We start from the raw sequence: 26,914 nt of genomic DNA, 5'->3' as shown, positions 1-26,914 counted from the left end.
CGCAAGCGCAGAGCAATATCCAGAACACAATAATTGTTCAGAATCGTGCTGGCGGTTCAGCCGAAAACCCGAACGCCAGACAGCAAAACGCCCGGCGTCTGTGCGATACAGAGGCCGGGCGTTGCTATCAAGAACGCAGGATTACTGCACTTGCGTGACGCCGGCGAACTTGCTCATCAGGAAGCCGACGAACTGCTCGACGGTCATCTTCTGGCCGTTGAATTCGACCTGATTGGCGGCGTAATGCAGCTTGGTCACCACGTTGGTACCGTCGACGACGGCCAACTGCGAACCAACCGCCATGCCGGCGAACATATCGGCCGCTTCCTTGGATTGATCGACGATGGCTTTGGCATCGGTCTGACCGTCCAGCTGCGCCTGCACGCTGAGCAGATCGACCAGCATCGGCTTGGACACCTGGATATTCAGATCCAGCAACGCGATAAGTTGTTTGCCCAACTGATCCGGCGGCAGATCCATCGATTGCGGTTTGGTCAGGTCGATCACCAGATTGGCCTTGCTCTCGCCGTTGGCGGTATTGAACGAGAGGTTTTCCAGCGCAAACTGTGGGCCGGCGGCCAGCAGTTTTTGCAGATCGGCTTTGACCTGCGCATTTTCCGCTTCGGTCAGGTTCAGCTCTGGCGCTGGCAAGCCCTGGGCTGCTGCCTCGGCGGCGGCTTTTTCATAAGGCTGCAGTTTGGTCTGGTAGATCTGCATCAGTGACATCGTCGACGGGATGTCGAGGTTTTTCAGGCTCATGGCCATGTTCGCCGAGCCGACTTTCTTGTCATTGAGGCTGACTTCGCCAATCTTGTAGTCAGCACGACCCGAGGCATTGCTGCCGTTTTCTTCGGTGAGGTTCTTCATTTCGAAGTTCTTCACGCCAAGCACCGATTGCTTGGTGCCGAAGGTGGTTTTGCTGTTGGTCAGCACCAGGGTGTTTTCCCCGGTGTAGTAGCCATAGCTGCTCTTGGCGAGGTTGCTGGCCAGGGTCAGACCGTTGAGTTCGACCTGCACCGGCGCTTGGTCTTCAGCCACGGTGACCAGTTTCAGGTTGTCCATGTAGCCGTCCGCCTTGACCTTCTGCGCTTTGGCATTAGCAGAGATATTCATGGTCAGGCCGGAGAACTTCAGGCTCGACTGCTCATCCAGCGCAGTTTCGAACGGCAGCAGGTCGAGGGTGCTGGTGGTGGATTCGTCGTAGCCGATGCTGGTCACGCCTTTGAGCGGCGCGGCGCCCTTGGTGGCGGCGAACCACTTCTCGGTGGCTGGGTTCTTTTCCAGCTCGTAGTTGCTGGTGGCCATGACCGGCAGCCATTTCAGCGAAACCAGACGCGAGAACGGCAGCGGGCCATGTTCGATGTGGTCTACGAACAGCAGTTCGACCGGCGCATCACCAAACATCTCGCCTTCGCCTTTGAGGCGGTAGTGCGCGGTGCTGGTGAAGGTGTGGCGTTCCAGCGACACCAGCTCCAGCGATGCGGTGCCGTTGGAGCCGGCCATCGCGGTTTGCAGCTCTTGGTTGGCGTTGGTGACGGCGTCGTTCAGCACGCCTTCGATCTTGGTCCCGGTGTACCAGGCCCCGCCTGCGCTGATCGCGCCGATGGCAACAACAATTCCGAGGAGCACGCCTGCTGATTTATTCATGAATGACCTGATCGATTTCCGTGGCTGTGAGTGTCGTCTTCCCTGAACCCGTGACCGGGTCGCGGCTCGACTGCGCTGAATTCAGCGGTGGAGATTAGCACCGGGCGCGTGAGCTGGCCCAATGTTTAAAGGTTAAAGAGTGTCTATGGGAATTGTGGACAGTCGACAGGCGGGAAGAGTTTCGGTGTTTTTCAGTCCGCCTTCGCGAGCAGGCTCGCTCCCACAAGGACAACACTGTACCTGTGGGAGCGAGCCTGCTCGCGAAGGGGCCAGATGATTCAGCAGAGAATCAGGAATACTGAACCTCGATCTCATCCAGCTGATGATCAAAGCTTTTCAGCCGCGCGGTCCAGGTGTACACCAGCACTTCAAAGTCCCGATCAATCACCGCCCCGCCCGGCCCGTCGGCGCGCGGGTCGCAAAAATCCAGTTGATAGCGTTCACGGGCCATAGCCGTGGCGACGTCGGACAATTCCCGGGCATTGTTGAGCCAGTGCCAGCCCTCGCCATCAATCTGCTTGTCGAGTTCCAGACACTGCTTTTTCAGCGCTTCGAGGCTTTTTTCCAGTGGCGTGCCGGTGAGCTCGCCCATGACCTCGGCGAAGGTCCGCCCGGGTTGCCAGTAGCTACCCCAGAAATACCGGTCGAACACGGTTTCGACCCGGCGCAGAGCGACTTTGGTGTCCCAGATCAGCACCAGAGTCTTGCCTTGTTCAAGCTGCCGTTTCTTGACCCGTTGCACCTGAACCGACGCCCACGCCACGACGACGATTGCCATGACCGCGATCAGCGCGACGGCGCTGTCGAGGAAGACCATGGCCTTGTCGATCTGGTGAGCCAGCATGATGCCGTAGAAATAAGTGGCCGAGAGCAGCACCAACGCTACCAGGGCGCACCAGAAGCCGAGAGCGTAAGGGTTTTTCATTATTGGTTTCCCCTAGACCAGCGCTAGCAATGTGCGCTGAAGGGGCGCTGTGCACGGGGCGCCCCTTCAACACTTCAAAGCATAGCAACGGCCTCAGGGTTTGCTGGCGCTTGTCGCGTGCGTTCGTCCGCTTTCCCAGCCGCCGCCCAAGGCGAGGAACAAATCGATCTGGCTCATGGCGACCTGGGTGTTGGCGGCGGCCAGTTGCGCGGTGACGTCGGTGTAGGTGCGCGTTGCTTGCAGGTCAGCCAGGAACGACTCGCGGCCGGCCTGGAAGAAGCGGTGGGTCTGGTCGGCGGCCAGTTTCGCCGATTGCTCGGCATCGGCCAGTGCGTCGCGCCGCTGAAGTAGTGCGGTGTACTGAGCGAGGCCGGTCTGGGTTTCGCGAATGGCGTTGAGCACCACGCCGTCGAAGTGTGCCAAGGCGCCCTGGGTGGTCGCTTCAGCTTCACGAATACGCGCGCGGGCGCCGTTGGTCGGCACTTTCCAGCTCAGCGACGGGCCAAAGCCCCAGCGGTTGGTCGACGGATCACCCAAGTCATCGATGAGACCAACAGTGCCGATGGTCGCGCCGATACTGATGTCCGGATACAACTCGCCAGTGGCGACGCCGATCCCGGCGGTCGAAGCGGCCAGACGACGTTCGGCCTGGCGAATGTCCGGGCGACGTTTGAGCAGCGCAGCGCCATCGCCGACTGGCAGCAGTTGGGCGATTTTCGGCAGTTCTGCGCAGGTAGCGGTACCGGCCGGCAATTGATCGACCGGTTTCGCCAACAGCATCGACAGACGGAACAGCCCTGCCTGACGCGCGGCTTCATAGCGCGGCAAGTCGGCGCGCAGAGATTTGAACTGGGTTTGCGAACGGGTGACCTGCGTTTCGTCACCACGACCGGCGTCACGCAGTCGCTGGATCAGCGTGGTGCTTTGCGATTGCAGGTCGAGGGAATGCTCGGCGATTTCCCGTTCTTCGTTGGCCGCGCAGACTTGGGTGTAAGCACGCACGACGTCTGCCACCAAGGTGATCCGCGCCGTGTCTGCCGCGGCCTGGGTCGCGTCGGCATTGGCCTTTGCGCCTTCGATGCCACGCTGCAAAGTGCCCCACAGATCGAACTGATAAGAAGCGCTGATGCCGATGTCGCCGACGTTATCGACCGGGACTTTTTCCGGCAGCAAGAATGCCTGACCAGACTCTTGCAAACGCTGCGCGCCCATCTTCACGCCTGCGCTCCAGCCGCCCGCGGCTTCGGCCTCATCGACCTGAGCGCGAGCCCGCTGCAGGTTCGCCGCCGCGACGCGTAAATCGGTGTTGGAGGCCATGGCCTGCTGCACCAGTTGATCCAGCCGCGCATCCTTATAAAGACGCCACCAATCGGCCGGCACCGGCGCCGAGACTACCGGTTTGCCGGCCACGGCCAGTTCACCCTGAAAATCCTTGCGCTGCACCGCCGCATCCTCAGGCACCTGATAGTCCGGCCCGACCATCTGACAGGCCGAGAGCATCACGCCCAACCCGGCGATCATCAGCGCCCGGTTCATTGCACGGGCTCCTGCTTGCGGTCGTCGGCTTTCTGATCGTCGATGATCGAAACGGTGGCAGTGCGCCCGGCGATCATGCGGAAATCTGCCGGCACATCATCAAAGGCAATCCGCACCGGAATCCGCTGCGCCAGCCGCACCCAGCTGAATGCCGGGTTAACGTTCGGCAGCAAGTTGCTGCCGCTGCTGCGGTCGCGGTCTTCGATGCCGGCGACGATGCTTTCGACATGCCCACGCAGTTTGGCGCGGTCGCCGATCACGCGGATATCCACCGACTGGCCGACATGAATTCCGTCGAGTTTGGTCTCTTCGAAATAGCCGTCGATGTGGAACGAATTGCTGTCGACCACCGACAATACCGGACGCCCGGCGGTGACGAACTCCTGCGGACGCGGCGCGCGGTCGTTGACGTAACCGTCGACTGGGCTGCGGATCACCGAGCGGTCGAGGTTGAGCTGGGCGCTGTCCACGGTGACCATGGCTTCGGCCAGTGCCGATTGCGCGCGGGCAACCTTCGATTGGCTTTCTTCCAGTTGCTCGGCGGGCACCAGGTTGCCGAGACCACGGTTACGCTTGGCTTCGCGCTGGGCCTGAGCGAGGGTTTCTTCGCGGTCGGCGACAGCCGCTTTGGCCTGACGCAGCGCCAGTTTGAAGCGATCCTGATCGATGCTGAACAGTACCTGGCCACGCTTGATCAACTGGTTGTCTTTCACTTCAACCTGCTGGATCAATCCGGACACGTCCGGGGCGATCTGGATGATGTCGGCGCGAATGTGGCCGTCACGGGTCCACGGCGCAAACATGTAATACATCACCATGCGCCAGACGAGGACAACGGCAAAAGTCACGATCAGCAGGGTCAGTACCACGCGACCGATGGTCAAGAACGGTTTTTTCATGTCATCAGGTATCGACTGAGTGAGTCCACGCCGTACAGAAGCACGGCGTAGAGGGCCACGTTGAACAATGCCCGGTGCCAGACCAGACGGTAAAAGTGCACGCGCGTAAGCACGGCATGCACCAGCAAAAACAGCACATAAGTGATGCCCATCAACACCAGCAGGGTCGGCAGGAAAATGCCGCTGATGTCCAGATCACCGATCATAGGGGCGCTCCATCGGGCAGCGGTTCTTCGGAGTCGGCACTGGAGACGAATTCGACGCCGGGCAACAGCGCCAGACGCAAACCGCTCAAGGCGTGCAACAGATTCAGACGGGTTTCATCGTCGCCGTGGCCATTGAGTGCGCGACGAGTGCGATCGAGGGTCATCAACAACGGCGCTGGCGCCGGCAAGCGTTCGCCGGCCTTGAGGCAGGCGCGGAAATACTCGCCGACTTCACTGACCACTTGCTGCAACAGCGCGTTCGGCGCGCCGGTCACCCGTGGGGTGTAGGCGAGCAAATCGAGCAGGTTCAGGCCGACGCGCACTTCGCGCATGGCGATGCCGGTGTCCTGGCCGGTGAGGGCCAGACGCGGCAGGTGCTGCATCAGTCGATCGAGCAACTGCACGCCCAATTTGCGGTGTTCGGCAAGGTTGGCCGGTTCGGTCATATGGACGATGTCTTTCCAGCTGAAACGGGTCAGGCGCTTGGCCGCCAGCTCGGCGCCGAACGGACGCGCCACCAGCGTCCAGATGAAAGCGAACAGCAGGCCGATCGGTCCAGCGAGGTTGGAGTTCACGAAGGCGAAAAAATCCGCATCGTAAGCGCCCTGAATGCTGATGAACGACGAGGTGTTGACCAGCGTCAGCAGCATGCCGAGGAAAAAACGCGGCTGCACCGTCAGCGTGCCGACGCAGATGAACGGGATGGAAAACGCCAGCACCAGCATCGGGAAGTCATGCAGGTTGGGCAGAATCAAAAACAGATAAAGGCTGGCGAACAGCACCGACATGCCGGTCCAGAAAAAGAACCGGTAAATCTGCGGTGCCGGGTCGTCCATCGAGGCGAAAAAGCTACAGGCCACCGCGGCGAGAATCACTGCGCTACCGCCGTCCGGCCAGCCGAGCAGAATCCACAGCACCGAGGCAGTGATGATCGCCAGAACGGTCGAGGCCGCCGAGTAGAGCATCAGCCCACGATCGATAAACGGGGTGAGCCGACCCAGGCGCCAGTGGCGATACACCGCGCGCCAGCTGTCCTGGCGTTCGCAAAGAATCGCGTCCTGCAGACTGCGACAGTCTTGCCACAGATCGATGAATTCGCCGAGGCGATAAATCGAATTTGAGAACAGCAACTGCCTGCGATCCTCAAGTGCCTCGATGCTCGGCTGCTGGGCTTCGAGCTGACCTTTCAGGGCTTGCCAGCGGTCGAGATCGGCGTCCTGATGAGCAAGCCATTCGCGGGTCGCGGCCAGCAGCGGTGCGAATTTTTCCACCAGTTCCGGCGTGCGCCGTTCGAGGGCGTAGAGCGAATCTTCCAGCGCATCGATCACCGGCAACAGATGAATCATGCGCCCGCGCAATTCCTTGGTGTTGCGCACGGTTTGCGGTCGCGCGCCTTCGTGGGGCAACTGGCCGATCATCAATTCAAGGCTGTTGAAGTTGGCGACCATGGCCATGCGCAGCGCGGTGACTTCCTCGGGCTGCACGTCGCGGCTGAGGAATTTCAGGCTGTAGGTCGTCGCGTCGGCGAACCACTTGCTCACAGCGTCGTTGAACACTGGCGCCAAGCGACGCGGCCAGAACATCGCACCGACCACGGCGGCAACGGCGATGCCGAGGAAAATCTCTTCGGTCCGCGCTTCCGCCACGTCCCACACCGCCAGCGGGTTATCCACCACCGGCAAGGCAATCAGCGGCAGGGTGTAACCGGCGAGCATCAATGCATAGTTGTTGGCCGTGCGCAGTTGCAGGGACAGGAACAACAAAATCCCCGTCCACAGCGCAATGACCACCACCAGCACATACGGGCTCTGGACGAACATCGGCACGAAAAAAACCGCCGCTGCCGCACCGAGAAAAGTACCGATGGCACGGTACAGCGCCTTGGAACTGGTCGGCCCGAGAAACGGACTGGAGACGATATACACCGTGGCCATCGCCCAATACGGACGCGGCATTTGCATGAGCAAGGCGATGTACAGCGCAATCATCGACGCTGCAAAAGTCCGCACCCCGTAGAACCAGTCGCGGGCTGGCGGAATGCCGGAGAAAAAACCGTTCAAGAATTAACCACCCATGGCGGGTTGGCCGCCTCAAAAGCTCTGAGTACCCGAAGCGTAGCTTCCAGATCGCTTTGCTCGATGCCTTCGAGCACCTCGTGACGCAAGCGCACCAGTTCGATCTCGACCGCTTGCACCAGTTCACGCCCGGTGTCGGTCAGGCTCAGGCATTTGGCGCGGCGATCCTGGGCATCTTCGGTGCGGCAGACGTAGCCGGAATGGCAGAGCTGATCGAGCAGACGCACCAGCGACGGACTCTCCATCCCGGCCGCCTGCGCCACTTGCACCTGGCGCACGCCCTCGCCCAGACGCCCGATCATTAGCAGCGGGACGGCGCAGGCTTCGGAGATTCCATAGTTGACCAGCGTGGTCTGGCAGATCTTCCGCCAATGCCTGGCGGCCACCACCATGGCACTGCTGATGTTCATCTGGAGAGCGTCGAGATCGTTCGGCACGGGGAAATGCACACTGTTAGTTTGCTAACTATCAATATCGCATTGGAGGGGAATTTCAGTCAAGTTTTGAAACAAATTGCCTGTTCAGGGTTAGCCTACCGAATCGAAATCACCCGCAATCTGCTCAATGAAATCGAAAACCTCCTCCGGCACGCTGAACTGGAACTGCTTACGTCGATGCTTTGAAACTTTGTCACCGTTGTCCAGACACATCATTACCAATTTCGAGAGGTCGCTCCCCCGTACGTCAAAACGCCCATTCACCTCTTTGATGACGTAGTCGTATTTTTCAAGAAACTCGGTCTCCTCGCGCAGCTCCACTTCCAATGCTCGCAAGGCCATCTGCAAGGTAAATTCTGCACATTGAGTCCCGTCCCAGAATCGATAGATCGAGTCGTGCCCAATAAAATCGAAAGCCATCTGATCAGCGTCCAGCCAAGTGACATTCCAGAACTCTCTTGCTGGTTTCGAGAACTCCTTTAACGCTTCGAGATAGCCAGACTCTTCGTGTTTCATCGCTACGGAAACCGGTAACAACAAACCATTTTTTAGAGCGCCAGAGTGGCAAAGCGTCTGGTGAATCAGGAAACGTGAAAGTCGACCATTGCCATCCATGAACGGGTGAAGAAAGACAAACCCGAAAGCCACAACCGCTGCAGCTATCAACGGTTCAACCTGCTTGGCTGAGTGATTGGCAAAACTCATCAACTCGTCCATCAACTCCCTGCACAATTGCGGTGGAGGCGGGACATAGCTGACGCCAGCTGCGCCTCTCAAGCCGTTGTGTAAATGGTTCTGTTCATGACGGAAAAGCACAGCTTTATCGAAAGGATTGGAAACCGTACTGTTCTGCAACTCGACCAAATAGTCTTCGCTCAACTCTGTTCGCTCATGGGCTTGGCGGAGAAGCCGAACAAAACGACGCGACTTTTCTTCGTTGGGCTCTTCTTTCTCAATAGCAAAAGAATCGCGGGTCTCATGCAGATAGGCCCAATTGATTGCCCGATCCATCATTTCCGGCGGCAACGTAGCCATAAAAGCCTGGGCTCGACCAAGGATGTCCAGATCAAGCAGCGCCTGCAGCTCCGTCGTACGCTCGACTGTGGCGCAGTAACGCATTGACCCCAACCCGTTAAAATCTACCCGCCAACGACTATTTCGAATTGCAGGCCCGGTGACATAACGCTTGGGATCAAACAAAGCGACAACGTTGCCCCGAACCGGTACGGAATATTCCAGCTGTTTGCCCGTGAAACTTTCCCAAAGAAAACAGGCTTTGCGGATAAATACCCCGTTAGGTGATCGGCTCAACTCACCTAGCAACTCGTCCGCTTCAACGGTTTCAAGCGCTTGAGCAAGAATGCACAGGTTTATTCCCTCATGCTTCAGAGCAAACAAGATGTGCTCAAGTGTCGAACCCTGTGCCGGCGCGACGCCGTTTGGAACCGCTAGACACTCACCGATCAAGGTAATCCGGGTAACCGGTTTGATCATCGCAATGCGCTTGGGGGCAAATGCATTAAGCTTCAGCGCATCACGCAGGTGGGCATATCCAACAGTTGGCATCGTCATCGTCCACATAAAAAATTCACTGCGACGATTAAAGCCCAGTTTTTTTTACATCGCGCATGTTTTTTTTACATTACAGCCTTTTCCTACAATTTTTTTTACACACTTCTGCCCTTACGCAACAACACATCCAACTGATCCACCACCTCCGCCCAATCGGCGTCATCCAAAATCTCGTCACGCAAAAAATCCGCTTGGCTCTTCGTCCAGAAAAACGCATCAGCCAAATGCAGTTTGGGTTTGAGCGGGGAATGGGTGGCGATGAATTTGTCGATGTTGACCGGATCGTCGGGAAGGCCGAGTTGTTTGAACAGGGATGGCAAGCTGTGCGTTGGGCTTTCCATTGAGCAATTCCTTGATGAATGGGGTGTTTGGAAGATTATTCGCGAGCAGGCTCGCTCCCACAGGGGAATGCGATCAACCTGTGGGAGCGAGCCTGCTCGCGAAGGCGTCAGTGCCGGCGCCACGAAACCTAATCACTCAACTCCCGCACCTCGGCATGCGGCACCATTTTCAGAAACTCCGGCATGCTCATGTGTAGCAGATAGTTGTGGTTGCCCGCCTCCAGATAAATATCCTTCTGCCGCGTCAGCAACGGGTCGATGACCATGTCCAGGCCATAAGAGCCACCCAGCGGCGGCACCGCGCCGCGTTCGCAATCATCGAAAATGTGCGCCAGATTGCTTTCGCGGGTCAGTTGCCATTCGCCGCTGGTGCGCACTTTGCTCAGGTCCAGGTGACGGCTGGCCGGGAGCACGGCCATCAGGTAATGCCCATGGTGGTCGTCGAGGATGATCGATTTGGCCACCCGCTCGGCAGGCACCCCGGCGACCCGTGCGGTTTCCAGGCTGCTCGATGAATGCCGGTGAGCGACGACGTCGTATTCGCAGTGCGCCCGGTTCAGGCTGCTCTGTACTTTTCTTGCCATGCGCATGATGCACCTCGGTGTCGCGCTGAACGGTGGTTGCCGTGTCTTTGAGTCTAGTTCGGCGAGGGGTTGGTGCAGAGAATTCCGCCCACTGGACACATCCGCTCATTGATCAAAACTCAGCCAGCGCAACCCTCAACTAGACTGTAATTACAGACATGACGCTCACGGAGGGTCACGTGAACAGCCGATGTTGTGCGCTTGCCTTGCTCCTGCTGATCAGCGGTTCAACCCTCGCTGCCGACACTTCATTGCCGCCGATGAGTCCGGTCGGTTTGTGGCTGATCACCTTGGGTATCGTATTTCTGATCGCTGAAGCTGCACTGCCCAATTACGGCGTCATTGGCTTGGGCGGGATCATCATGTTCGTCATCGGCGCGCTGATTCTGAGCAACGCCGAGTTGCCGGTGCCGATGATGATCGGCCTTGGCCTGATCAGCGCTCTGTTGTTGATTGCGCTGCTGATTCGCGCCCTGAAAACCCGCCCCCGGCACGCGGTCAGTGGCGATGCCGGCCTGCTCGGCAGTGTCACCGCGATCACCACGGTGCAACCGGGCGATGCCCGTAATGGCTGGGTGCAACTGCAAGGTGAGCGCTGGCAAGTGCTCAGCGCCACTGCGCTGCACACCGGGCAATCGGTGCGAGTGGTGGGTCGCAAGGGATTGTTGCTGCAAGTGGCCGCGACTGACGCGGCACCGCTCGGAGAGTGATCATGGGTCTGCAAATCGGTTTTGTTGCGCTGCTGCTGTTGGTGATTGTTCTCGCCGGCTCGACGTTCCGCATCCTGCGTGAATACGAGCGCGGCGTGGTGTTCCAGCTCGGACGTTTCTGGCAAGTCAAAGGCCCGGGGCTGATCCTGTTGATTCCGGTGGTGCAGCAAATGGTTCGGGTCGACCTGCGCACCGTGGTCCTCGATGTGCCGCCGCAGGACGTGATCACCCGCGACAACGTGTCGGTCAAGGTCAATGCCGTGCTGTATTTCCGCGTACTCGACCCGCAAAAGGCGATTATTCAGGTCGAGGACTATCTTTCCGCTACCAGCCAGTTAGCCCAGACCACCCTGCGTGCGGTGCTCGGCAAGCATGAACTGGATGAACTGCTGGCCGAACGCGAGCAGTTGAACATCGATATCCAGCAAGTGCTCGATGCGCAGACCGATGCCTGGGGCATCAAGGTCGCCAACGTCGAAATCAAGCATGTCGACCTCAACGAATCGATGGTGCGGGCGATTGCCAAACAGGCTGAAGCCGAGCGCGAGCGGCGGGCCAAGGTGATCCACGCCGAGGGCGAGTTGCAGGCCTCGGAAAAACTTATGCAAGCGGCGGAAATGCTCGGCCGTCAGCCCGGGGCGATGCAGTTGCGCTATATGCAGACCTTGAGTTCGATTGCCGGCGACAAGAGTTCGACGATTGTCTTTCCGTTGCCGATTGAATTGCTCAAGGGTATGGCGGATTTGTCGGGGAAATCCTGACCCGCCTATTCACCCGCAGGTTTGGGCACGAACAAGCGTGCTTGCATCCCGCCCGCATGGACTTCAGCGCTGGGCTGCCAGGTTGCGGGTAGCGGTGAGAACTCTTGTGGCTCGTCGACGGTTCCGACCAGCCAGACCCGGCCTCCGGCTGGCAGCTCCGTCAGGCTGTTCAAATAGACATCACTCGTCACCAGCGTGCCGAACCCGTACTCATTTGGCCGCGTCGATCGGCCATCGGCTTTCGGTGGCGTGAAGAGGCGCACCTGCGCCCCGGTGCGATCGTAGTAGACGTAGCTCAGATACCAGAGCATGTCGCTGGTGACGATGCGGTCACCGGGCAGGAAATGCTGGTTGACGTACGTCACTACCGTGTCGAGTTGATCATGACTGTCGACCGTGGCGTTGTTGTTCACGCCGACCAGTTCCACAGCGATCAACGACAGCAGCACCGCCAATGCCAACATCCGCACGCGGTTGTACAAACGGTCGATCGCCAACGCCGTCAGCATCGGCAGGCCGAGGGCGTACGCCGTCAGATAACGCTCGATGAACACTGGCGTAATGAACGACACCAGATACACCAGCAACAGCGGCAGACCGGTGTACAGCGCCAGCAGAATGCTGCCGCGCGAAACACTGCGATCGCGCATGACGGCGACAACTGCCAGCACCAGCAGTGCCAACGGCAGCGCGCCAAAGACCAGCAGCGGCAGACTCTCGCCATCGTCCTGAATCAGCCATGACCAGATCATCGACGGCAGCGAACCCAGCGTCACCGCTGGCTCCCAACCGACATCGCCGCCGACTTCGAGTTGTTGCATGTGCTGCATCAAGTCGAGCAGTTTTGGCAACCAGGGCAGATACAGCACGCCTATTGCCAGATTCGCCAACCACCAGTCCGCGCGCTGGATATGCCGGAAGCGATAACCGCGCTGCACGCGAATGCCGAGCAGATAAACCCAGTGACACAGTGCGGCCAGCACGGCGAAATAATGGGTGTAGAACGCCGCACTCATCAACACCACGTAAACCACGAGATAGTCACGGCGTTGCGGGCGCCGGATCCAGTAGACCAGCGCCAGGCTCGCGGCGAGCAGCAGCGCACCGAGCAGCGCGTACATGCGCACTTCCTGGCTGTAACGCACCGCGGTCGGTAGCAGTGCGAGCAACAATCCGGCGATAAACGCGGCGCGTCGAGTGGCCAGACGGTCCACCAGCCAAATGCCCAGTCCGACCGCCGTAATGCCGGCCAGCGCACTGAGACAGCGGAGCGCAAAGATGCCGTCCCCGAACAACCCGATCCAGCCATGCAAGAGCATGAAGTACAGCGGCGGATGCACATCGAACGCAGCGTGTTGCCAGATTTCACTCAGCGAGTAGCGCGCCAGCAGCAGGCTGGAGCCTTCATCGCCCCAGATCGCCGCCGCCGTCAGGTCATAAAAACGCACGAACGCGGCCAGCGCCAGAATTGGCCACAGCCAGTGATTTTTTACCCAGCGCACCCAACGCAGGCTGCCGAACCAGGAACCGGGCGCGGCAAACGGATCTTGCGTGTCGCCCATTGGCGTGACTCTGTTGACCGCCATCGCTTCCTCTTGCCGCGCCGCAGCGCCACGAGAGTATGACGCGCCAACCTGCCCATCACTTTAGGTCAGCCACGGCGGAACCGTCGATGCCGGTTGGCGCTTTCACGACACCCGGCAACCCGGCGGCGATTTTCGCCTCTGGATACACCGATTGCCAACCGCCGCCCAAGGCCTTGTACAGCCCGACCATCGCCAGCGACACGCCGGTGGAGCTCTCCACCCATTGCTCCTGCGTTGCCAGCAGTGCGCCTTGCACGGTGAGAACGTTGACGAAATCGACCACGCCTTCGACGTATTGCTGTTGCGCGGTGCGCAAGGCGATCTGGTTCTGACGTACGGCTTCTGCAAGGCTGTCGCGGCGGCGCTGGCTGGCGTTGTAAGCGGTCAACTGATCGTCGATTTCATGCCAGGCGCGCAACACGGTCTGCTGGTAGGCGATGGCCGCTTCCTGCTGCTGCGCTTCACGCAATTGCAGCACGCCGCGCAGGCGTCCGCCGTCGAACAGCGGCAGGCTGAATTGCGGGCCGATGCCAAAGGCACGCGAACCCCAGGAGCCGAAATCGCTGAGTTGCATGGCTTGCGAGCCGAGGTTGCCGGACAGGGTGATGCGTGGATAGAAGTCGCCTTTGGCCACGCCGATCTTGGCGGTGGCCGCGTGCAGTCGCGCTTCGGCCTGGCGGATGTCCGGGCGGCGTTCGGCCAGTTGCGACGGCAGGCCGATGGCGACTTGCAGCGGCGACTGCGGCACGGCGGCGTCGGTGGATAACTCTTTTGCGAGGGCCTGTGGCGGTTCGCCCATCAGCAGGCTGATGGCGTTGATCAACTGCGATTGACGCTGTTCCAGCGCGGGCAGCCGCGACTCGATAGCTGCGACTTGTGCGGCGGCTTCGGCGACGTCGAGGTCCGTCGCCACGCCGTCGGCCAGACGCAATTGCGAGAGCTTGAGGCTGTGCCGGGCGACATCGAGGTTCTGCTCGGTGACCGCGCGAGTGTTCTGCACGCCGCGCAACTGAATGTAGTTTTGTGCGGTATCAGCAAGCACAGTAAGCAACACGCCACGGCGGTCGTTTTCGGCGACTTCGAGGTTGGCGTCGGCGGCTTCGGTTTCGCGGCGCACGCGGCCCCAGAAATCCAGTTCCCATGAGGCGGAGAAGCCGGCGTCCCACAGATTGAAAGCTGAATCGCCGTTGTGTCCGGACGGATCGTTCAGACCCTCGCCGCTGTTGCGTTTGCGCGCGTAACTGCCCGCGGCGGCGGTGCTCGGATAACGGTCAGCGGTGATCACCTGGCGCGCGGCGCGGCTTTGTTGCAGACGGCTGCTGGCCAGTTGCAGGTCGAGGTTGCTCTGCACCGCACGTTGGGTGAGCGCGGAGAGTTGCGGGTCGTGGAAGACTTCCCACCAGCGTTCGTTGAGGGGTTCGCTGACGGCTTGACTGGGGGCGGACTTGGCGGGTTTGGCCCAGTCGGCGATTTGTGGGGCTTCGGGCTTCTGGAAGTCTGGTCCTACGGTGCAGGCGGTGAGGCTTACTGTTAGCAAGGCACTCAAACTGATTTGCTGCCACTGACCTCTTCGCGAGCAGGCTCGCTCCCACATTTTGGATTGCGTTTTCCCTGTGGGAGCGAGCCTGCTCGCGAAGGCGTCGGTTCGGTCAATAATGCTCATCGCTGAGTCACCTCACGCACCGACATCGCCGAACTGGTGGTATCAATACTCGCTTCCACCGACATCCCCACGCGCAAGCGCTCGGCCAACGGCTGACCCGGTTCGAGCATGATCTTCACCGGAATCCGCTGCACCACCTTGGTGAAATTACCCGTGGCGTTATCCGGTTTCACCGCCGCAAAGGTCACGCCCGTCGCCGGGGCGATACTCTCGACGCGACCGGTCAGCGCTTCACCACCTAGGCTGTCGACACGTACTTGCACCTCTTGCCCCGGCTGCACGTCAGTCAGTTGTGTTTCCTGAAAATTGGCCACCACGTAAGCCTGTTTCAGCGGCACAACGGCCAGCAGCTTGCTGCCCGGCGTCACATAGGCGCCGACGCGCACGGCCCTTTCGCCGACCATGCCGTTCTGCGGCGCGGTGATGCGTGTGTAAGACAGTTCGAAACTGGCGATTTCCAACGCCGCTTGCGCGTGTTTCAGACTGCCTTCGGCGGCATCCCGCTGAGCCGTGAGAATGTCGACCTGCTTGCGCTCTGCCGCCAGTTTCGCCGTGGCGGTGTCGAGATGAGCCGTGGCCTGATCGATGCGCGTGCGCGCCTGTTGCGCGTTTTGCACGGTGCCGGCTCCAACGCCCGCCAAGTGGTTATAGCGATTCAATTCCTGCTGGGCGAACGCCATTTCCGCCTTGGCCGAGACTACCGAGGCTTGCGCCTGAGCGATCACCGAAGTCTGGCGCTCCAGCGTCGCCTTGGCGTTCTGCAACTGCGCCCGCGCCACCAGAGTTTGCGCATCCGCCGCTTCAGCCGACGCACGCAAATCGCGATCATCGATCAGCGCCAGCAACTGCCCGGCTTTGACCTGCTGGTTGTCTTCCACCAGCACTTCCTTGATGAAACCGGCCACACGCGGCACCACCAGGGTGTAGTCGGCGGAGACGAATGCGTCGTTGGTATTTTGCTGGGTGCGTTTGCCAAACATACCGGGCAGCGCCAGGTACACCAACACGCCGACAGCCAGCGCGGCCGCTACGGCCACCGCAAGTTTTTGCTTTGCTTGAGTCGTCATAAAAACCTTCATTGTTCAGTGCAGCAATCAGGTCGGTGCGCGCGGCGGATAAATCCGCGTCGGCAGCCAGAAAATCAGCAGGATCAACGCCACTGCGACGCCAGCCATGCACACGTAGAGATCGGAAGAAGTCAGAACCACGGCCTGTTCGTGCAGGCGATGGGCGAGGCCCGGATCGCTGCGATCGGCCAGCGGTGAATTGCCGAGGCTGTCGACCAACATGGTCGAATGGAAATGCAGACGCGCGGTGGTCAGCGCTTCGATCACCCCGGTAGCGACCACGGCCGCCAAGCCTTTCACCGTGTTGAACCACGCGGAGGCGAACGGCCCGTCCTGCGGCTGGATACTGCCGGTGGACAACATCAACAGCGGCAACACCGACATCGGCTGACCGAAGATCTGCAGCCATTGCAGGACGTAGAAATTGTCGCGAATCCATTCTGAAGTCAGCAGCGATCCGCCCAGGCAGGACAGCGTCAACATGCTCAAACCCATGCCAAGCACCCAGCGGCAATCGACCCAGCGCAGGTTGCACAACGCTGCCACCAACGGCAGCGCAATCAGTTGCGGCAATGCGGCGATCAGCATGATCGGTGCGGTCTGCGCCGGGCGATAACCCTGCACCTGCGCCAGATAACTCGACGGAATCAACACCACCGCCTGCAGAACTATCAGCACACCGGCCAGGGTCATCAGCGCGAACGACAGGTTACGGATACCGAGCATTTGCAATTTGAAAAACGGAATCGGCTGCGACCACTCGTTGATCAAAAACGCCACCAGCAGCAACGAGCCGGCGCCGAGCAATCCACAGATCAGGCTCGACTCGAACCAGTCCAGTCGATTGCCTTGCAGCAAACCGATCACCAGCATGCAGATCGCCGGAAAGCCGAGCAGCAGGCCTTTCCAGTTGAATGACTTGAGGCGTTCCAGGCGCAGCGGATCCTGCGGCAAGCCATACGCCACAGCCGCCATGGCGATCAGGCACGGCACGATGATCTGCCAGAACGTCCATTGCCAACCGACGTATTCGGTCCATAAACCGGCCAGCGGCGTGCCCAGACCCGGGCCGAATGTCGCCGTTAGCGCATAACCAGCCAGACCATAAAGCTTGATGTTGGCGGGCAGAAACCGCAGGGCCACGGTCATCAACATCGGCGGCAACGCACCGCCGGCGAGGCCTTGCAGGATGCGCATCAGCAACAGGCTTTCGTAATTGGGTGCGAACGGGCACAGCACGCCGAGCAGAGTGAACAGACCGATCGCGCAGAGGGTGAAGCGGCGCAGCGAGAAGGTCACCGAACACCAAGGCGCGAAGGCCATGGCCGCGACCGAGGTGGCGGTGTAACTGGCAACCAGCCAGGTGCCTTCGTCGTAACCGATGCTCAGCGCGCCACGGATGTCGGCCAGGGCCACTTTGGTGACCATCTCGTTGAGGCCCGACACCAGCACCGCCAGCAGCACGCCGACCAGGCCAATGATGATCCGCGCCCCGAACACCGGTGGCGTGGCCGCCGTCGCCGGGCTGGCCGCAGCGATGGGCGCTGCTGCCGTCAGGGATGTCATGAATTCACACTCCGGAGGGAAAAATACCGGAGCATCTTAGTCGGGCTTGGCAATGACGAAAATTGACTTATTGGCAGGTTATAAGTGCGCCAGACACAACAATGAACATCCCTTGTGGGAGCGAGCCTGCTCGCGAAGGCGTCGGGTCAGTCAATATCATGGGTGACTGATCCAGCGCTTTCGCGAGCAGGCTCGCTCCCACAGGGTTTTGTGTTTTCTCGGGGATTAAGGCTGGGCCGCCAGCCAGGTTTCGTCGCAACAGGCCTTGAGGGTTTCGCGCAGCCAGCGGTGCGCGGGATCCTTGTCGAATCGGGGATGCCAGGCTTGAGTCAGCATCAGCGTCGGCAAAGGGATTGGCAGGTCGAACGAACGCAGTTTCAAACCCAGCCGGCGCACACTCAGCAGCGCTTCCTTGGGCACCGGCAGGATCAGGTCGGAATCAGGCAACGCAAACATCGCCGCATGGAAACTCGGCGCGATCACCGCGACGCGCCGCTCCAGACCCAGCGCATTCAGCGCGGTATCAATCGGGCCGCGAGCGATGCCGCGGCGCGACATGCTGATGTGGGAAAACCCGGCATAGCGCTCGGCAGTGATTTCGCCGTCGAGCAAGGGATGGTCTTCACGCACCAAGCCAACGAAGTGTGTAGAAAACAGGTTCTGCACTTTGACTTCAGGGGTGACGGGCCGGGTGTTGCTGACGCTCAGATCGATGCGCCCTTCTCGCAGGGCTTCATCATCGCCATCGCCTTCCGGGACAAAGCGCAACTCGCAGTGCGGCGCCAGTTGATCGAGGGTGTCGAACAGCTTGCCGCCGTAAACGCCAATGAAAAAATCATTGGCGCGGATGCTGAAACGGCGGCGCAGTGTGCCCAGCTCCACGGTGTCGGCGGAGCGGAACAACAGCGCGGCCTGCTCGACCACATCGCGCACCTGCTCGCGTAATTCCAGGGCTTTGGGCGTTGGCACCAGACCCCGACCGGCTCGCACCAGAATCGGATCGCCGATAGCTTCGCGGATTCGCGTCAGGGTACGGCTCATCGCCGCCGGACTGAGGTTCATCCGCCGTGCGGCGCCGACCACACTGCCCTCGTCGAGCAAGGCGTCGAGGGCGACCAGAAGGTTCATGTCCGGGAGTTGCATACTGAGCACTCTTGGCTGATCAGGATTGATCTGGGCGCAATGCTAGCAAACATCCTTCAGCTTTGGCGGCGCCTTCAAAGACGCCTTCGCGAGCAGGCTCGGTCCCACAATGGACTTCAGTCGTTCATAAAACCTGTGCCCACAGGAGATCAAATGTGGGAGCGAGCCTGCTCGCGAAGGAGCCAGCCGTCACGCCAAAAATTACCGCTGCATCCCCCAACGCTTGACGGTCACCCGCTCCAGCGTATCGAACACCAGATTCTCCACCAGCAAGCCAATCAGAATCACCACCGCCAACCCGGCAAACACCTTGTCGGTGTACAGCTCATTGCGATTCTGAAAGATGTACCAACCCAGCCCACCCTTGCCACTGGTCGCGCCAAACACCAGCTCAGCGGCGATTAACGTGCGCCAGGCAAACGCCCAACCGATCTTCAACCCGGCGAGAATCGACGGCAGCGCCGCCGGAATCAGGATGAACAGCACCAGTCGCAACCCCTTCAGACCATAATTGCGCCCAGCCATGCGCAGGGTGTCCGAAACCCCGAGAAACCCTGCATAGGTGTTCAGCGCCAACGCCCACAACACCGAATGCACCAGCACGAAAATCAGGCTGTTTTGCCCCAGGCCAAACCACAGCAACGCCAGCGGCAACAGAGCAATCGCCGGCAGCGGGTTGAACATCGAGGTCATCGTACTCAGCAGATCGCGGCCCAATTGCGTCGACACCGCCAGCGTGGTCAGGGCAAACGCCAGAACGATGCCGATGAGGTAGCCCTTGATCAGCACCACCAGCGATATCCACACCTTGGCCAGCAACTCACCACTGAGCAGACCCTCGAACAGCGCATGGCTGGTCTGCAGGAAACTCGGCAGCATCAGGTCATTGTTCTGAATCCGCGCGACCACTTCCCACAGCACCGCCAGCACAATCAGGATCAGGCCTTTACGCAGCCAGCCCTGTTGCCACAGCCGCGTGCCGAGCGACAGTTCACGCTCGACCGGCACTTCAGTCAGCGGCTCCAGCACAACTTCGAATTCTTCACGCACAGATGATGAATGGCTCATCGGGTAATCCTCCTGGCCGCTCAATAGGCGATGCGAATGTCGTTGAAGTCGTGGTCACGCTCGGTTTCCGGCGACTGACCTTCGTCGAACAGCAGACGATGAATGCGCCGCGCCGACTCCTGAAACGCCACGCCACCCAAGCTGTGCAAGTCGTATTGATGGCTGTGCACTTCGGCGCGCACTCGGCCGGGATGCGGCGACAGCAGCAGGATGCGATTACCGACCACCAACGCCTCTTCAATCGAGTGGGTAACGAACAACAGGGTGAAGCGCACCTCTTCCCAGAGCAGCAGCAACTCTTCCTGCATCTTGCGTCGGGTCAGTGCATCGAGCGCGGCGAACGGTTCGTCCATCAAGAGGATTTTCGGCTGCATCGCTAACGCCCGGGCAATCGCCACGCGCGCCTTCATGCCGCCGGACAAAGTGTGCGGATAAGCATCGGCGAACGCCGCCAGCCCGACTTTTTCCAGATAGTGCAGCGCGCGCTCTTCAGCTGCTTTTTTCTTCAGCGTTCGCGACGCGAGCAGCGGAAACATCACGTTCTGTTTGACGGTTTTCCACGGTGGCAGCTGATCGAATTCCTGAAACACCACAATCCGGTCTGGCCCCGGTGCGTCGACGCGCTGGCCTTGCAGGCGGATTTCACCTTCGCACGGCTGAATGAACCCGGCGACCGCTTTGAGCAAGGTGGATTTGCCGCAACCGGACGGGCCGAGCAGCACGTAGCGATCGGCCGGGTCGATTTCAAAACTGACTTGGTGGGTGGCGCGCACTACGCGTTGCGGCGTGCGATATTCGAGGCTGACATGATCGACCGCCAGCAACGCGTCGCTGCGGGCGATCGGGTTGCTGGCCGCGTGGCCTGGCAAGGGAGCGTTCATTTTTTGATCAATCTCCGGCGAATCAGAAAGGCGCGTCGCCCTGAATGGTCGTGCGATACAGCTTGCGGCGCAGGTGCGCCGGGCAGCCGGCGGCGAGATGGATCAGCGAGCGGTTGTCCCAGAACACCAGGTCGTGGGGCTGCCACTCATGGCGGTAGATGTTTTGCGGCAGCACGCTGTGGGCATAGAGCTCGCTCAGCAGTTGCTGGCTCTCGTCTTCCGGCAGGCCGACGATGCGCGTGGTAAAACCTTCGCTGACGAACAGCGCCTTGCGTCCGTTCTCCGGGTGCGTACGCACCACCGGATGCACCACTTCGGCGACCTGAGCCAGTTGCTCCGGGGTCAAGGTCGGGCGCCAGTTGCCTTCGAATTTGGTTTCGCTGTAACGCGCCGTGTAGGAGTGCGCAGCACTGCGGCCTTCGACCGCTTTGCGCAACGCTTCGGGCAAGTTGTCCCAGGCTTTGTGCATATCGGCGAACAGCGTGTCGCCGCCCTCGGACGGCAGTTCTTGCGCGTGGAGCATCGAGCCAAGGCTTGGCAGCTCTTTATAGGAGAGGTCGGAGTGCCAGAACTTGCCGGCATCGCCGAGGCCGATGTTCTGGCCGTTTTCGACGATGTTGGAAACGATGAGGATTTCCGGGTGGTTGGCCAACAGGAATTGCTTGAGCACATGGATCTGCAACACGCCGAAGCGGCGGCTGAAGTCGATCTGTTGCTGCGGGGTGATTTGCTGGTCGCGGAACACCACGACGTGGTGATCCAGGTGCGCGCGATGGATGCGCGCGAAGTCTTGATCATTGATCGGCCGGGTGAGGTCGAGGCCGATGATTTCGGCGCCGACGGCACCGCTGAACGGGCGGATTTCAAAGGATTGCGGCGCGGCGGTCGCGGCGCTTGGGGAAGCAGTAGCTGCGGACATCTTTCCATCTCCCACGCACGGCGCGCTCACGGGCGCGCTCGTCGATCAGACACTCACGCTGGATTGCGTGTTGGTTCAGGTCGTGCGGCGCGCCGATTGGTCGGCAGGTACGCAGGGGGATGACTTTATAGCTATAAGAACTGGAGATTAAATACCGTTATTGAATAACGATATGGCGATTGGTGAGGAATGGACTGAGTGGTGAGTGACGGTTTTTGTCACTTACTGACAGTAAGGTGGTGATTTTGCTGACGCCTTCGCGAGCAGGCTCGCTCCCACAGTCGATTTTCAGTGGACACAAATTCTGTGTTCAAAAGAAATCCAAATGTGGGAGCGAGCCTGCTCGCGAAGAGGCCGTCAGCAGCGACGAAGATCTAGCGCTCGTGCAACGCCTCGGCTCGCGCGCGGATGATCGGCTTGAGCAGGTAGCTCAACACCGACTTCTTGCCGGTAATGATATCCACCGACGCAACCATCCCCGGGATGATCAGCAACGGCTTTTCATCGGTACCCAAGTGGCTACGCTCAGTGCGCACCTTGATGATGTAGTACGTGGTTTTCTTGTCTTCGTCGGTGATGGTGTCGGCACCGATCTGCTCAAGCTTGGCTTTGAGCCCGCCGTAGATGGTGTAGTCGTAGGCAGTGAATTTCACGATCGCTTCCTGCCCCGGGTGCAGGAAGGCGATGTCCTGCGGACGGATCTTCGCTTCGACGAGCAAGGTGTCGTCCAGCGGTACGATTTCGACCATGTCGCTGCCCGGCTGGATCACGCCGCCGATGGTGTTGACCAGCAGCTTGTTGACGATGCCGCGCACCGGCGATGTCACCAGCGTGCGGCTGACGCGGTCTTCCAGCGCTTTGCCGGTGGCGCTGGCCTTGTTCAGGTCGGTGCGTGCTTCGTTGAGTTGGGTCAGCGCTTCACTGCGGAATTTGCCACGGGTTTCATCAATCTTGCGCTGCACTTCCTTGATCGCCGATTCGGCACGCGGGATGGCCAGCGTCGTCGCATCCAGCTGACCACGGGTTTCCACCTCGGCACGCTTCAGACGCAAGACTTCCACCGGGGACACCGCGCCCTGGGCCACCAGCGGCTCGGACATGTTGATTTCCTGACGCTGCAAGCCGAGCTGCTGACGATACTGCGCTTGCTTGGAGGCGAATTCGCGCAGCTCTTGCTGACGCTGAATCAACTGCTCCTGCAAACCACCGATCTCGTCGTGCAACTGCTGACGGCGGCTGATGTACAGCGACTCTTCGCTTTTCGCCTGACCCGGAACAGCCTTGAGCACGTCCTCGGGGAAATTCAGCGGACGGTCGTCGACCTCTGCGCTGAGACGCTCAACGCGCAGCAGCATCGACAGACGATCGGCCTCGGTTTCGCCGACGTTGGAGGCGAATCGCGTGTCGTCGAGACGAATCAACGGTGCGCCGGCTTCGACGATCTGGCCTTCCTTGACGAACAGTTCGGAGATGATCCCGCCCTCAAGGTTCTGGATTTTCTGAATCTTCGACGACGGAATCGCTTTGCCGTCGCCCTTGGTCACTTCGTCGATCACGGCGAAGTTGGCCCACAGCAGCAGAAAGATAAAGAAGCCGATGATCGCCCAGATGGTCAGGCGCACGACGCGCGGGGCGTCTTCGATCAGCGCTTTGTTGACCTCCGGCAGCGGCTGGCCCTGCAGTGAGGCAGAGCCCTTGAAGTAGCGACGGATCGAATCCTTGAAACCCGACTTAAGCAACACTGATCTGCCCCTTCTTCAACGCTTCCATCACGGCGGCTTTCGGGCCATCGGCGAGAATTTGTCCACGATCGATCACCAGCAGACGATCGACCAGCGACAACAGTGAAGCCCGGTGCGTGACCAGCACCACGGTCTTGTTTTCAATCACGGCGGCGAGGCGTTGCTTGAGGCGTTCTTCACCGGTGTTGTCCATCGCACTGGTCGGCTCGTCCATCAGCAGGATCGGTGGATTGAGCAACAACGCCCGGGCCAGCGCGACGTTCTGCCGTTGGCCACCGGAGAGGTTCTGCCCGCGTTCGCCAACTTGCAGCTCATAGCCTTGCGGATGCAGACGAGCGAATTCGTGGACGCCGGCCAGTTCGGCCGCCTGCAGGACAAGCTCGTCTTCTACATAGCGTGCGCCAGAGACGAGATTGTCACGCAGGGTGCCGGCCAGCAGCTGAATGTCCTGCGGCACGTAGCCGATGTTGTAGCGCAACTCGCTGACGTCGATCTGGCGGATATCCACACCGTCGACCAGCAGCGCACCATCGTCCGGCTGATACAGGCCGACCAGCAGTTTGGCGAGGGAGCTTTTGCCCGAGCCGCTGCGGCCGATGATGCCAATCTTCTCGCCGGGACGGATCACCAGGTTGATGTTTTTCAGCGCCGGGTTCTGTTGTTCCGGGTAGGTGAAGTTGAGCTGGCGGCATTCGATCGCGCCCTGCAAAACCTTGCGGCTCAACGGGCGCTCTTCGAAGTTGCGCTCTTGCGGCAGCTCCATCATCTGGTCGACCGAAGTCATGGTTACCCGTGCCTGCTGATAACGGGTCAACAGACCGGACAGCGAGGCCAGCGGACTGAGGGCGCGGCCGCTAAGCATGTAGCAGGCAATCAGACCGCCCATGCTCAGGTTGCCGGCAATGATCTGGTAGACGCCGAAGACGATCATGATCACCCCGGCCAGTTGCTGGATCAGCAGGGTGATGTTCATCGCCAGGCCGGAGAGCATTTTCACCCGCAGTTCGAGACGGCTGAGGGTGCCGATGGTCTGCTCCCACTGGTACTGACGTTCGCTTTCGGCATTGTTGACCTTAACCGCGTCGAGGCCGGCGAGGGTTTCGATCAGGCTCGACTGGCGCTCGGCACCGAGGGCCATGGTGCGTTCCATGGTGGCCACCAGCGGCTTCTGCAAGGCGTAGCCGATCAGCAACGCAATCGGGAACGCCAGCACCGGAATCCACACCAGATGCCCGCCTAGAATGGCGATGACGATGAAGATGAGGATGGTGAACGGCAGGTCGATCAGGCTGGTCAGGGTCAGCGAGGCAAGGAAGTCGCGCAGGCTCTGAAACTCGTGGATGTTCTGCGCAAAGCTGCCGACCCGCGCCGGGCGGTATTTCATCGACATGCCGACGATGCGTTCGAACAGCGTCGCCGAGATGATCAGGTCGGTTTTCTTCCCGGCCAGATCCAGGCACAGACTGCGCAGGCTCTTGAGGATCAGGTCAAAGAGGTAGGCGCCGGTGATGCCCAGCGCCAACACCCACAGGGTCGCTTCGGCCTGGTTCGGCACCACGCGGTCGTAGACGTTCATCACGAACAGCGGCGCAGCCATGGCAATGATGTTGATCAGGAAACTCGCGGCGATCGCATCGGCATACAGCCAGCGCGAACGCTTGAGGGTGTCGCGGAACCACGAGCGCGCACGCGGAATCAGCGTGCCGTGATTGACGTCGAATTTGTGTTGCGGCTGAGCGAAGAAAACTTTGCCGGTGTAATCGTCGGCGAGCAGTTCGCGACTGACGATGGACTCGCCGCCGTCGGTTTCGCTGAGCAGCACCCGTGCTTCATTGTCGCCCTGCCAGCCGAGCAGGACAGCGCTGCGGCCATCCTTGAGCAGCAGCAAGGCCGGCATGGCGATCGCCGGAATCTCTTCCAGCTTGCGCTGTAGCACGCGCCCTTGCAGGCCGGCGCGAGCCGCGGCGCGGGGCAGCAACTCGACACTCAGGCGTTGTTTGGGCAGCGGCAGGCCGGTGGTCAGCATCGCCGCGCTGGCGGGTTTCTGATGGAGCATGCAAAGGGCGAGCAGGCCGTCCAGTAACGGATCGTCGTGCAACGCGCGTGGATCATGACTGAGTTGAACTCGACTGACTTCTGATTCCACGCTCGACACTCTTTGACAGTTGAAAAGGGATAACTCAATTCATCCCAGGCAGCTGGACCTTGGGCTTGACGTCGTTTTGCACAACGGATGCCAACGGTGCGACCACTCCCTGGCTTCTGAGCAACTCGCCCATGGTCGCCTTGATTCGGTACTGAGTAAATAACTGAATGTTTTTGATTTCAGCCAGACGCCGCGAAGCGGTGAACAACTCGTTTTCGCTGTCGAGCAAATCCAGCAAGGTACGTTCGCCAAGGCTGAACTGACGTTGGTAAGCGGTGCGCACCGAGGTGCTGTGGTCGACGTATTGCTGCGCGATCGGCACCTGCGCGTTGGCGTTGTTCAAGGCGTTCCAGGCCAGACCGAGTTCTTCGTTCAACTGACGCAAAGCGTTGTTGCGGATGTCCAGCGCCTGGTTCGACAGGTACGACTTGGATTCCAGATCGGCCTTGTTGCTGCCACCGGAATAGAGGTTGAAGCGCATGCGCAGCATCGCCTGCCACTCGTTGTTGTGACCGTTCTGGCCGTCGAGATCGTTGTCGGCAGTGCGGCCCAGTTCGGCGTCGAAACGTGGGTAGAAGGTCGACTTGGCGGTTTCGTACTGCTTCTCGGCAGCGGCGATGTCGGATTCGGCCGAACGCAGGATCGGGCTGTTTTCCAGCATCTGCTGGCGCGCTTCATTGAGGTTGGCCGGCATCATCGCCATGAACGGCGCCGGACGCTCGAGTTGATCGGGCATCTGGCCGACGGCGCTGAGGAAGTTGGTTTCCGAGTCGGCCAGATTGGTCTGCTCGGTGATCAGGTTGTTGCGGGCCTGGGCCATCCGCGCTTCGGCCTGATCGAGGTCGGCACCGCTGCCGACGCCACGCTGGGTGCGCAGCTGGATCTGGTCGTAGATGCGCTGGTGGCTCTTGAGGTTTTCTTCGGCCAGACGCACGAATTCGCGGCGGGTCAGCACGTCCAGGTAAACCTGGGAGACGGTCAGCGCGGTGCGCTCGGAAGTACCGAGCAGCGAGTAAGCGCGGGAGTTGACGGTGGCTTGTTGACGCCCGACTTCGCTGGACGTCGCAAAACCGTCAAAGACCATTTGCGAGAGACGTAAACTTGACTCGCTACGATTCAGGGTTTCGTAGTGGTTACCGGAATTGGCGCGGGTGGTGACGCTGTCGGTGCCTTCACGGCCATAACCGCCGAGCAGATCGACCTTGGGCAGGTATCCACCTTTCGCCGCTCTTAATTGATAATCCGCGGCCAAACGACTATTTACCCCTGCCTGGATTTCCGGATGGACATCCAATGCCTGCTGCATGGCTTCTGGTAAGGATTGTGCTTGTACAAAAGAGGCGGCGAGAGCGAAGGGTACAGCCAGAAACAGGGGCGAACGCATGGTAGGAATTTCCCAGAACTTCTTGTCTTGAATCACAGCAAAACGTGGCGCTGCGT

Annotated in this window: 23 protein-coding genes; 2 read left to right on the top strand and 21 right to left on the bottom strand. The window is 60.1% G+C overall.

The features are described from left to right. Positions 1-141: 141 nt before the first annotated feature. The 10 genes from AB4N44_RS18190 to AB4N44_RS18145 form a co-directional block, all read right to left on the bottom strand. Positions 142-1,647: a YdgA family protein gene (locus tag AB4N44_RS18190; RefSeq protein ID WP_460108156.1), complete on the bottom strand. Its 1,506-nt coding sequence runs from the start codon at positions 1,645-1,647 to the stop codon at positions 142-144. 289 nt (positions 1,648-1,936) lie between these two features. After that, positions 1,937-2,572: an NADH:ubiquinone oxidoreductase subunit N gene (locus AB4N44_RS18185; RefSeq protein WP_095113887.1), complete on the bottom strand. Its 636-nt coding sequence runs from the start codon at positions 2,570-2,572 to the stop codon at positions 1,937-1,939. 93 nt (positions 2,573-2,665) lie between these two features. Further along, positions 2,666-4,108, bottom strand: a complete 1,443-nt coding sequence (locus tag AB4N44_RS18180; RefSeq protein WP_460108158.1) for an efflux transporter outer membrane subunit — start codon at positions 4,106-4,108, stop codon at positions 2,666-2,668. After that, positions 4,105-5,007, bottom strand: a complete 903-nt coding sequence (locus tag AB4N44_RS18175) for an efflux RND transporter periplasmic adaptor subunit (protein ID WP_127925377.1) — start codon at positions 5,005-5,007, stop codon at positions 4,105-4,107. The genes AB4N44_RS18180 and AB4N44_RS18175 overlap by 4 nt, the downstream gene beginning before the upstream one ends. Further along, a complete protein-coding gene (locus AB4N44_RS18170) occupies positions 5,004-5,213 on the bottom strand; it encodes a DUF1656 domain-containing protein (protein ID WP_007917703.1) in 210 nt (69 codons plus the stop codon). The genes AB4N44_RS18175 and AB4N44_RS18170 overlap by 4 nt, the downstream gene beginning before the upstream one ends. Next, on the bottom strand, positions 5,210-7,273 hold the full coding sequence (locus tag AB4N44_RS18165; protein ID WP_460108162.1) for an FUSC family protein: 2,064 nt from the start codon (positions 7,271-7,273) through the stop codon (positions 5,210-5,212). The genes AB4N44_RS18170 and AB4N44_RS18165 overlap by 4 nt, the downstream gene beginning before the upstream one ends. Beyond that, positions 7,270-7,698: a MarR family winged helix-turn-helix transcriptional regulator gene (locus tag AB4N44_RS18160; protein ID WP_038367319.1), complete on the bottom strand. Its 429-nt coding sequence runs from the start codon at positions 7,696-7,698 to the stop codon at positions 7,270-7,272. Before AB4N44_RS18160 ends, AB4N44_RS18165 begins: the two co-directional genes overlap by 4 nt. 117 nt (positions 7,699-7,815) lie before the next feature. Continuing rightward, positions 7,816-9,291, bottom strand: a complete 1,476-nt coding sequence (locus tag AB4N44_RS18155; RefSeq protein WP_460158119.1) for a Fic family protein — start codon at positions 9,289-9,291, stop codon at positions 7,816-7,818. Between the two features lie 101 nt (positions 9,292-9,392). After that, on the bottom strand, positions 9,393-9,638 hold the full coding sequence (locus AB4N44_RS18150; protein ID WP_127925373.1) for a DUF2789 domain-containing protein: 246 nt from the start codon (positions 9,636-9,638) through the stop codon (positions 9,393-9,395). A gap of 128 nt (positions 9,639-9,766) precedes the next feature. After that, a complete protein-coding gene (locus tag AB4N44_RS18145) occupies positions 9,767-10,228 on the bottom strand; it encodes an aminoacyl-tRNA deacylase (protein WP_127925372.1) in 462 nt (153 codons plus the stop codon). A gap of 173 nt (positions 10,229-10,401) precedes the next feature. Between AB4N44_RS18145 and AB4N44_RS18140 the strand changes: the two genes are divergently transcribed. Then, positions 10,402-10,932: an NfeD family protein gene (locus AB4N44_RS18140; RefSeq protein WP_174245034.1), complete on the top strand. Its 531-nt coding sequence runs from the start codon at positions 10,402-10,404 to the stop codon at positions 10,930-10,932. 2 nt (positions 10,933-10,934) lie between these two features. Beyond that, a complete protein-coding gene (locus AB4N44_RS18135) occupies positions 10,935-11,693 on the top strand; it encodes a slipin family protein (protein WP_077570069.1) in 759 nt (252 codons plus the stop codon). A gap of 5 nt (positions 11,694-11,698) precedes the next feature. Here the strand turns inward: AB4N44_RS18135 and AB4N44_RS18130 are convergent, their stop codons facing one another. The 11 genes from AB4N44_RS18130 to AB4N44_RS18080 all read right to left on the bottom strand — a co-directional run bounded on the left by AB4N44_RS18130 (position 11,699) and on the right by AB4N44_RS18080 (position 26,858). Continuing rightward, positions 11,699-13,279, bottom strand: a complete 1,581-nt coding sequence (locus tag AB4N44_RS18130) for a glycosyltransferase family 39 protein (RefSeq protein ID WP_460108166.1) — start codon at positions 13,277-13,279, stop codon at positions 11,699-11,701. A 55-nt stretch (positions 13,280-13,334) separates the two neighbouring features. Continuing rightward, on the bottom strand, positions 13,335-14,942 hold the full coding sequence (locus tag AB4N44_RS18125) for an efflux transporter outer membrane subunit (protein ID WP_460108169.1): 1,608 nt from the start codon (positions 14,940-14,942) through the stop codon (positions 13,335-13,337). After that, entirely contained in the window at positions 14,939-16,009 is a 1,071-nt protein-coding gene (locus AB4N44_RS18120; protein WP_460108172.1) for an HlyD family secretion protein, read from the bottom strand. The genes AB4N44_RS18125 and AB4N44_RS18120 overlap by 4 nt, the downstream gene beginning before the upstream one ends. A gap of 27 nt (positions 16,010-16,036) precedes the next feature. Beyond that, positions 16,037-17,575 (bottom strand): MFS transporter, encoded by a 1,539-nt coding sequence (locus AB4N44_RS18115; RefSeq protein WP_150750269.1) that lies wholly within the window; start codon positions 17,573-17,575, stop codon positions 16,037-16,039. Positions 17,576-17,800: 225 nt separating this feature from the next. Then, positions 17,801-18,718, bottom strand: a complete 918-nt coding sequence (locus AB4N44_RS18110) for a LysR family transcriptional regulator (RefSeq protein ID WP_025113444.1) — start codon at positions 18,716-18,718, stop codon at positions 17,801-17,803. Between the two features lie 201 nt (positions 18,719-18,919). Then, the gene (locus AB4N44_RS18105) at positions 18,920-19,786 is read right to left on the bottom strand and encodes an ABC transporter permease (RefSeq protein ID WP_122844384.1); all 867 of its coding nucleotides are present in this window, start codon (positions 19,784-19,786) and stop codon (positions 18,920-18,922) included. A 20-nt stretch (positions 19,787-19,806) separates the two neighbouring features. Further along, the gene (locus tag AB4N44_RS18100; protein ID WP_127925367.1) at positions 19,807-20,667 is read right to left on the bottom strand and encodes an ABC transporter ATP-binding protein; all 861 of its coding nucleotides are present in this window, start codon (positions 20,665-20,667) and stop codon (positions 19,807-19,809) included. A gap of 22 nt (positions 20,668-20,689) precedes the next feature. Next, the gene (locus AB4N44_RS18095) at positions 20,690-21,586 is read right to left on the bottom strand and encodes a TauD/TfdA dioxygenase family protein (RefSeq protein ID WP_137219079.1); all 897 of its coding nucleotides are present in this window, start codon (positions 21,584-21,586) and stop codon (positions 20,690-20,692) included. Positions 21,587-21,960: 374 nt separating this feature from the next. Further along, positions 21,961-23,328 carry an HlyD family type I secretion periplasmic adaptor subunit gene (locus tag AB4N44_RS18090; RefSeq protein ID WP_007918311.1) on the bottom strand — a complete coding sequence of 456 codons (1,368 nt, stop codon included), beginning with the start codon at positions 23,326-23,328 and terminating at the stop codon, positions 21,961-21,963. Further along, positions 23,318-25,474, bottom strand: coding sequence for a type I secretion system permease/ATPase (locus AB4N44_RS18085; protein ID WP_127925365.1), 2,157 nt, complete (start codon positions 25,472-25,474; stop codon positions 23,318-23,320). The genes AB4N44_RS18090 and AB4N44_RS18085 overlap by 11 nt, the downstream gene beginning before the upstream one ends. 34 nt (positions 25,475-25,508) lie before the next feature. Then, complete coding sequence (locus tag AB4N44_RS18080) at positions 25,509-26,858, bottom strand: TolC family outer membrane protein (protein ID WP_460108177.1); 1,350 nt, start codon at positions 26,856-26,858, stop codon at positions 25,509-25,511. Positions 26,859-26,914 lie beyond the last annotated feature (56 nt).

The sequence above is a fragment of the Pseudomonas sp. S3_C06 genome (genome assembly GCF_054667675.1).
This window is presented reverse-complemented; position numbering and strand designations above follow the sequence as displayed.

Bases quoted from the DNA above. Each gene is read 5' to 3' on its own strand.
- AB4N44_RS18190 (WP_460108156.1), bottom strand. From the start codon at position 1,647: ATGAATAAATCAGCAGGCGTGCTCCTCGGAATTGTTGTTGCCATCGGC.
- AB4N44_RS18185 (WP_095113887.1), bottom strand. From the start codon at position 2,572: ATGAAAAACCCTTACGCTCTCGGCTTCTGGTGCGCCCTGGTAGCGTTG.
- AB4N44_RS18180 (WP_460108158.1), bottom strand. From the start codon at position 4,108: ATGAACCGGGCGCTGATGATCGCCGGGTTGGGCGTGATGCTCTCGGCC.
- AB4N44_RS18175 (WP_127925377.1), bottom strand. From the start codon at position 5,007: ATGAAAAAACCGTTCTTGACCATCGGTCGCGTGGTACTGACCCTGCTG.
- AB4N44_RS18170 (WP_007917703.1), bottom strand. From the start codon at position 5,213: ATGATCGGTGATCTGGACATCAGCGGCATTTTCCTGCCGACCCTGCTG.
- AB4N44_RS18160 (WP_038367319.1), bottom strand. From the start codon at position 7,698: ATGAACATCAGCAGTGCCATGGTGGTGGCCGCCAGGCATTGGCGGAAG.
- AB4N44_RS18155 (WP_460158119.1), bottom strand. From the start codon at position 9,291: ATGCCAACTGTTGGATATGCCCACCTGCGTGATGCGCTGAAGCTTAAT.
- AB4N44_RS18150 (WP_127925373.1), bottom strand. From the start codon at position 9,638: ATGGAAAGCCCAACGCACAGCTTGCCATCCCTGTTCAAACAACTCGGC.
- AB4N44_RS18145 (WP_127925372.1), bottom strand. From the start codon at position 10,228: ATGCGCATGGCAAGAAAAGTACAGAGCAGCCTGAACCGGGCGCACTGC.
- AB4N44_RS18135 (WP_077570069.1), top strand. From the start codon at position 10,935: ATGGGTCTGCAAATCGGTTTTGTTGCGCTGCTGCTGTTGGTGATTGTT.
- AB4N44_RS18130 (WP_460108166.1), bottom strand. From the start codon at position 13,279: ATGGCGGTCAACAGAGTCACGCCAATGGGCGACACGCAAGATCCGTTT.
- AB4N44_RS18125 (WP_460108169.1), bottom strand. From the start codon at position 14,942: ATGAGCATTATTGACCGAACCGACGCCTTCGCGAGCAGGCTCGCTCCC.
- AB4N44_RS18120 (WP_460108172.1), bottom strand. From the start codon at position 16,009: ATGACGACTCAAGCAAAGCAAAAACTTGCGGTGGCCGTAGCGGCCGCG.
- AB4N44_RS18115 (WP_150750269.1), bottom strand. From the start codon at position 17,575: ATGACATCCCTGACGGCAGCAGCGCCCATCGCTGCGGCCAGCCCGGCG.
- AB4N44_RS18110 (WP_025113444.1), bottom strand. From the start codon at position 18,718: ATGCAACTCCCGGACATGAACCTTCTGGTCGCCCTCGACGCCTTGCTC.
- AB4N44_RS18105 (WP_122844384.1), bottom strand. From the start codon at position 19,786: ATGAGCCATTCATCATCTGTGCGTGAAGAATTCGAAGTTGTGCTGGAG.
- AB4N44_RS18100 (WP_127925367.1), bottom strand. From the start codon at position 20,667: ATGAACGCTCCCTTGCCAGGCCACGCGGCCAGCAACCCGATCGCCCGC.
- AB4N44_RS18095 (WP_137219079.1), bottom strand. From the start codon at position 21,586: ATGTCCGCAGCTACTGCTTCCCCAAGCGCCGCGACCGCCGCGCCGCAA.
- AB4N44_RS18080 (WP_460108177.1), bottom strand. From the start codon at position 26,858: ATGCGTTCGCCCCTGTTTCTGGCTGTACCCTTCGCTCTCGCCGCCTCT.